Source organism: Streptomyces sp. NPDC059900, from assembly GCF_050270335.1.
Taxonomy (GTDB): Bacteria; Actinomycetota; Actinomycetes; order Streptomycetales; family Streptomycetaceae; genus Streptomyces.
This window is the reverse complement of the sequence record NZ_JBNNJZ010000509.1, coordinates 1-5955: the sequence shown is the minus strand read 5'-3', so window position 1 is coordinate 5955 and position 5955 is coordinate 1. Positions and strand designations below refer to the sequence as shown.

The following is a 5955-nucleotide window of genomic DNA, read 5'->3' as shown; positions in this document are numbered from 1 at the left end:
GTATGCACCTCTGTGCATGGTCGAGAAGCGCGCGGTAGGCATGCAGTACGGCGCAGAGGCGGCAAGCGCGGGGAAACCAGACGAAGTTGGTTTCGAACCCGCGGACAGAGCGTTTGCCCAGCTCGACGGCCGATTCCGCGGAGAGGTCGTCGGCACACCAGACACATGCGCGCCCGCACGTCTGCGCCACGGACAGCGTGTCGAAATCCGGCAGTTGGAGCCGCTCATGGTGGCGCGTGTCCGTTGTGCCTTCTGCGATGGGCCATGAACTCGTTCTCTCGCCCATGCCGACTCCGTCCCAGTCGGTCGCGCCACGGTGTCGTTTGCGCGGGCGCCGGGCTTTCGGTGTGGCTCCGGACGCTATGAGCGTGTCGTGCATCCCGGCCAGTGATGTGTAGATATTTGCAGTGAGCTTGTCTGCCATGTTGTTTACCGACGCATGCCCTTGACGAGCGGAGCTTTCAGCCTGATTTTGTCGCAAAGGACTGCACACCACGTGGACGGAGACAGGCATGCCGCTACGGTTCATCGGGATCGACCCCGATACGAAGACAGCGGACTCTCCCACCGTCTGGGTCGATCACGACAATCGGGAGATCGTCCTCCAGGGATGGAAGCCAGGGCCCGAACTGGAGGCGGCGTGCGCGGCCTTCGAGGTGCCGGGACACGCGGTCGGCATCCCGAAGGGCGAGGCTGTGATTCGTGTCCCGGCCAGGATGGTGCCCATGATCAGGGAGGCGTGCGATGCCGTCGACCGTGCCGACGATCGCTGAACTCATCGGCGAATGCACGCGATCCGCCGTGCACCTCGAAATGCGGGATCAGTACGGCACCGCTGCCGAGGTCGCAGACTTCCGGGCCTGGCTCGAAACCGGCCATCTCGACACCGATCCTGCCTCTCCCGACTGGGCACCTTGGGTCAGCCTCGTCTCGCAGGCCGTCGCCCGCGGAGTCTGCGTACGGCGCGCGCGAATCGTGTCCGAGCCGGTCACCCGGTACATCCGCTACGAGCACGCCGCAACGGTCGTGAACGTTCAGTCCGGCGAAGAAGTGCGCTGGCTTCCTCGCCGACGTGCCTCGGACATCGCGCTGCCCGGCAACGACTTCTGGCTGTTCGACGACAAGGTGATCCGATGGGGCTACTTCTCCGGAGACGGAGCCGTGGTCGGGCATGAGATCTCCGAGGATCCCTCCGCCGCAAAGCTGTGCTCCGAAGCCTTCGCAGCTGTTTGGAGTCGGGCCATGCCTCACGACCAGTACGAGATCCGTTGACCAGAAAGCACCGGCAGCCATCCCATGCCCACCTCGCCTTCCTCTTCTGCCCGGGCTGCACGTGAAGCCGTCGCCTACCGGCTGCGTGATCTCCGCAAGGGAGCCGGCCTGACGGTCGTGCAGCTTGCTGCGGAATGCGGGTGGCACTACTCCAAGACCTCGCGCATCGAGAATGCCCTGACCGGGCCCTCGGCGACCGACATCCGTAACTGGTGCGCGGCCGTGCACGCCGAGAGCGAGGCGCAGGACCTCGTCGTGCAGTCGATCAACGCAGAGTCGATGTACAGGCAGTGGCGCGATCAGGTCCGGACCGGCCTGCGGGCCCTCCAGGAAAGCCGCTCGCGGATATTCCGTGAGACGGAGTGCTTCCGGATGTACTCCTCGAGCTTGGTGCCCGGCCTGCTGCAAACGGAGGGCTACGCGTCGGCCGTCCTGGGGATGGCGGCGGGCATCTACGATCTGCCTGGTGACGACAGTGCGGAGGCCGCACATGCCCGGATCGAGCGTTCGCGGATCGTCCACGAGCAGGGGCATCGCTTCGTCGCGGTCATCGAGGAGTCGGTGTTGTACTGCCAGATCGCCGATCCGGATGCGATGGCCGCTCAGCTCGGGTACCTGCTCACCGCGGGTGCGCTGCCCGCCGTCTCACTCGGCATCATCCCGATGGCGGCCCGTCGCTCGCACTGGCCGGAGGAAACGTTCCATGTCTACGACGAGCGTCTCGTCTCGGTCGAGTTGGTCTCCGCCGAGGTGAACGTGACGCAGCCCGGCGAGATTACCCGCTACTTGGAGACCTTCGAGCGCCTGCGTCGCATGGCCGTGTACGGGGCCGAAGCCCGTGCCCTCGTTCTGAGGGCCATCCAGGCACTGCATTGAGCTCTGAGCCGTTCCCACCTGTAGGCGGCGCCGCACCATGCTCACCGCGGGGCCCACAGGGACCGGCTCACTCCGGCCGGCACCTATGGCCGTTTTGGTGGCGGGCCCGTGGAGCCCCGTGGGGTGAAGGTGGGAGTGGGTACCTGGTGGAGGGTGACGCGGTTGCCGGACAGGACCTCGTAGAGGGCGCGGGCGACGTCCGCGCCGAAAGCGTGGATGTCGTGGCTCATCGCGGAAAGCGGCGGGTGGGTCAGCTGGCACAACTGGGAGTCGTCCCAGGCCAGCAGGGAGATGTCGGCGGGGACGCGCAGACCCATCTCGGCGGCGACGGACAGCCCGGCGACGGCCATCAGGTCGTTGTCGTAGATGATCGCGGTGGGCCGCTCGGCTGCCGCGAGGAGCGAGCGTGTCGCCCGTGCGCCCGACTCACCGGAGAAGTCCGTGGCCAGCTGACGGCCCTGGGGAAGCCCCAGGTCGGTCATCGCGGCGGTGAACGCGGCGGCGCGGATCGCGCTGTGCCCCAGTTCGGCCGTGCCGCCGATGCGGGAGATGGAGCGGTGTCCCAACGCCGCGAGATAGCGCACTGCTTCCGTGACGGCAGTGGTGTCGTCGGTCCACACGGACGTGAACGGCCCCGTCAGTGAGGGGTGTGCGACGGCGACCACGGGCATGCCGAGCTGCGCAAGGACGGGTACCCGGGGGTCGTTCTCACGGAAGTCGACCAGGACCGAGCCGGCGATCTGCCCGGACCGCCACCAGCGGCGCTGGAGTTCGATCTCCTCTTCCGGGCTCTTCACCAGGCGCAGGAGGAGAGCGCCCGAGTGGTCGGACACCACGCTTTCCAGGCCGGAGATGAACTCCATGTAGAAGGGCTCGAGGCCGAGTTGCCGTGCCGGTCGGCTGATCGCCAGGCCGATCGTTCCCGTGCCCTGCTTGTTGAGCGCCCGCGCCGAGAGGTTCGGTTCCCATCCCATCGACCGGGCGACCTCCAGGATCCGGGCGCGAGTCGCCTCAGACACTCCTGGTTTGTTGTTGAAGGCCAGTGATACGGCGGCCCGGGAAACCCCCGCGCGGGCCGCGACGTCCCGGATGGTCAGCCTCGGCTCGCTCATGCGCGCTCCAGCCGCGCAGGCACGCATCGGTCGGCCGGAAGCAGGAGGTCACGCAGCAGCGTGCGGGCAGTCACCACGACGTCGACCCTATCCCCGTCCCGGACGTGCGGAGTCGCGATCGGTCCCTGACCCGACGACCTTGACCCACAACCTAGACAGGGTCCCCTGCCTTCGTCCATAGACCGGTCCAGTTTGTATTGACCTTCAAAATCAACATACTCAGCTTCCATTACTAAACCTTTGCTTAAAATGACAGGCATCTAGACAACGTTGTCCCCGGTGTGCAGAGTGTGCGACCGACCGCGGGTCGCTCCGGCCCGTGTCCCCGACAGAGGGGCTTTCCCATGCGCAGAAAACGCATCACCGCGTTTGTCACGGCCGCGCTCCTGGCGCTGTGCCTCAGTCCCGACACCGCTCAGGCCTTCCCCGGCAGTTCCAAGCAGCAGGTGATCAATTACCTGCGTTCCATCACGGGGTTGAACGTCGTCTCCGGCCAGCACAACAAGGAGCCCGCGAGCAACCCGGGCCAGTACACCCAGCAGGTCAAGGACGTCACCGGGCAGTATCCCGGCCTGTGGGGCGGGGACTTGATGTTCCGGGCCGAGGACGTCGCCAATCGGCAGCGGGTGGTCGACCAGGCCAAGACGGAGTGGGCCAACGGTTCGCTCGTGGCACTGACCTGGCATGTCTGCCCGCCGACCATGGGCAGTTCCTGCGAGTTCGAGGGCGGCGTCAAGTCCAGTATCAGCGACGCCCAGTTCTCGCAGATCGTCACCAACGGCACGGCGCTGAACAACGCCTGGAAGCGCCGGCTCGACGAGGTCGTCCCGTATCTGCAGCAGCTGAAGTCGGCAGGCGTCCCCGTCCTGTTCCGACCGCTGCACGAGATGAACGAGAAGTGGAACTGGTGGGGCAACCGCCCCGGAGCCAACGGCGGCGCACGGCTCTACCAGATCACCCACGACTACCTGGAGGGCAAAGGCCTGAACAACCTCATCTGGGTGTGGAACGTGCAGGACAACCCCGCGGGCGGCTGGGCCGGCTACTACCCCGGGAACAATTACGTCGACGTCGCCTCGCTCGACGTCTGGTACAAGAACTACCCCAGCACGGCCGACTACCAGCAGCTGCAGAGCATCGCGGGCAGCAAGCCGATCGCCCTGGCGGAGATGGGCAAGGTCCCCAATGCGGCACTGCTCAACAGCCAGACCCGCTGGTCGTACTTCATGATCTGGTCGGAGCAGCTGCGGGGCAACAACACCAACGCCGAGATCCAGGCCTGCTACTTCCACCCGCGCGTACTCAACCAAGGTGAGGTGAAGCTCCCGGCCGCGCTGGCCGGCGCCCCCACCCAGGCGCACACGTAGGCGCACACGCGGCCCCTCGCACCTCCTCCCGCGGGGAACGAGGGGCCGTCACCCGTTTCGCCCAGCCCGGGTGCCGGGTGCGCTGACGTTGCGTTGAATCCGGAGTGACCTATGCCTCCGGGAGCAAGCATGTCTGTGCCACACGGGCCGAGCGAGCCACGGCCGAGCACCCCACAGCCGGGGTCGGGCGCCGCACCGGCCGGGACGGGCGTTTCGCCGTCCCGGCCGGGTTCCTCACCCTCCCCGCGAGGACGGCTGCGGGGGATCGGGCAGTGGTGTGCCCGCCACTGCGTGGCGGTCATCGTGGTGTGGCTTGCCGCGCTGGTCGGGCTGCAGGTCCTGAACCACGCCTACGGCGGCGCGTACTCCGACGACTTCTCCCTTCCCGGCACCGCGTCGCAGGAAGGCCTGGACGTACTCAAGGCACACGAGCCCGCGGCCGGCGGCTACAGCGCCCAGGTCGTCCTGCACGACTCGGCCAAGCCCCTGAGCGACGAGAGCGACCAGGTCAGCTCGGCGGTCAGCAGCCTGCAGAAGCTTCCCCACGTGCTGTCCGCGCAGAGCCCGCTGCCCGCACAGCAGCAGCCGGCCGGCACACCGAACCTGGGACCGCTGTCCTCCGACGGCAAGACGGGCTACATCACCGTCCGCTTCGACGTGCAGCCCTCCACCCTCGGTGACGACTACCTGAACGGCGTCGACAAGGCGGTGCAGCCGCTGCGTTCCGCCGGTGTGGAGGTGGAGTACGGCGGTCCGCTGGGCGAGCTCGCCCGTCCCGAGGCAAACGACCGCTCAAGCGAGGCCATCGGGTTCGGTGTGGCGATCGTGGTCCTGCTCATCGGATTCGGCAGTGTGCTCGCCTCACTGCTGCCTCTGGTGACGGCGCTGGTCAGCGTGGTGTGCGGCCTGGCCTGCCTGGGTCTGCTCGCGGCCGCGTTCACCTTCGCCACGGTGTCGCCGACGCTGGCCACGATGATCGGACTCGGTGTAGGGATCGACTACGCCCTCTTCCTGGTCACCCGCCACCGGCAGAACCTCCTCACCATGGACCCCGTCACGGCGGCGGGTCAGGCGACGGCGACCAGCGGCCGGGCGGTCCTGGTCTCCGGCTGCACGGTGATCATCGCCCTGTCCGGGCTCTGGGTCTCCGGGATCTCGTTCATCGGCAAGCTGGGCCTGGCGGCCGCGGTCACCGTCGTCACCGCGGTACTCGGCGCGCTGACCCTGGTGCCCGCCTTCCTCGGCCTGATCGGGCGCCGCATCGACAAGCTGCGGGTGCGGACCCCGATCGCCGAGACCAGCACCGCGCCGGGGGCCACGGACCAGGG

7 protein-coding genes are annotated in these 5955 nt (G+C 67.5%); 5 read left to right on the top strand and 2 right to left on the bottom strand.

The window, feature by feature from the left end; genetic code table 11:
• The coding region (locus ACQKIP_RS37605) for a hypothetical protein (protein ID WP_427745166.1) at positions 1-424 on the bottom strand (424 nt) is incomplete at its 3' end.
• Between the two features lie 88 nt (positions 425-512).
• Here ACQKIP_RS37605 and ACQKIP_RS37600 point away from each other — a divergent pair.
• The 3 genes from ACQKIP_RS37600 to ACQKIP_RS37590 are packed head-to-tail and all read left to right on the top strand — an operon-like array spanning position 513 to position 2148.
• Positions 513-773 carry a hypothetical protein gene (locus ACQKIP_RS37600; protein WP_365854471.1) on the top strand — a complete coding sequence of 87 codons (261 nt, stop codon included), beginning with the start codon at positions 513-515 and terminating at the stop codon, positions 771-773.
• Positions 745-1272, top strand: coding sequence for a DUF6879 family protein (locus ACQKIP_RS37595; RefSeq protein ID WP_365854469.1), 528 nt, complete (start codon positions 745-747; stop codon positions 1270-1272). Before ACQKIP_RS37600 ends, ACQKIP_RS37595 begins: the two co-directional genes overlap by 29 nt.
• A gap of 24 nt (positions 1273-1296) precedes the next feature.
• Positions 1297-2148 carry a helix-turn-helix domain-containing protein gene (locus tag ACQKIP_RS37590; protein ID WP_365854467.1) on the top strand — a complete coding sequence of 284 codons (852 nt, stop codon included), beginning with the start codon at positions 1297-1299 and terminating at the stop codon, positions 2146-2148.
• A gap of 83 nt (positions 2149-2231) precedes the next feature.
• Here the strand turns inward: ACQKIP_RS37590 and ACQKIP_RS37585 are convergent, their stop codons facing one another.
• Positions 2232-3260, bottom strand: a complete 1029-nt coding sequence (locus ACQKIP_RS37585; protein WP_365854465.1) for a LacI family DNA-binding transcriptional regulator — start codon at positions 3258-3260, stop codon at positions 2232-2234.
• A 344-nt stretch (positions 3261-3604) separates the two neighbouring features.
• Between ACQKIP_RS37585 and ACQKIP_RS37580 the strand changes: the two genes are divergently transcribed.
• Both ACQKIP_RS37580 and ACQKIP_RS37575 read left to right on the top strand, forming a co-directional pair.
• Positions 3605-4627 (top strand): glycosyl hydrolase, encoded by a 1023-nt coding sequence (locus ACQKIP_RS37580; protein WP_365854463.1) that lies wholly within the window; start codon positions 3605-3607, stop codon positions 4625-4627.
• Positions 4628-4738: 111 nt separating this feature from the next.
• Positions 4739-5955: MMPL family transporter (locus tag ACQKIP_RS37575; RefSeq protein ID WP_427745165.1), on the top strand; the 1217-nt coding region annotated here is incomplete at its 3' end.

Coding starts and splice junctions, on each gene's coding strand:
- ACQKIP_RS37600 (WP_365854471.1), top strand. CDS start 513: ATGCCGCTACGGTTCATCGGGATCGACCCCGATACGAAGACAGCGGAC.
- ACQKIP_RS37595 (WP_365854469.1), top strand. CDS start 745: ATGCCGTCGACCGTGCCGACGATCGCTGAACTCATCGGCGAATGCACG.
- ACQKIP_RS37590 (WP_365854467.1), top strand. CDS start 1,297: ATGCCCACCTCGCCTTCCTCTTCTGCCCGGGCTGCACGTGAAGCCGTC.
- ACQKIP_RS37585 (WP_365854465.1), bottom strand. CDS start 3,260: ATGAGCGAGCCGAGGCTGACCATCCGGGACGTCGCGGCCCGCGCGGGG.
- ACQKIP_RS37580 (WP_365854463.1), top strand. CDS start 3,605: ATGCGCAGAAAACGCATCACCGCGTTTGTCACGGCCGCGCTCCTGGCG.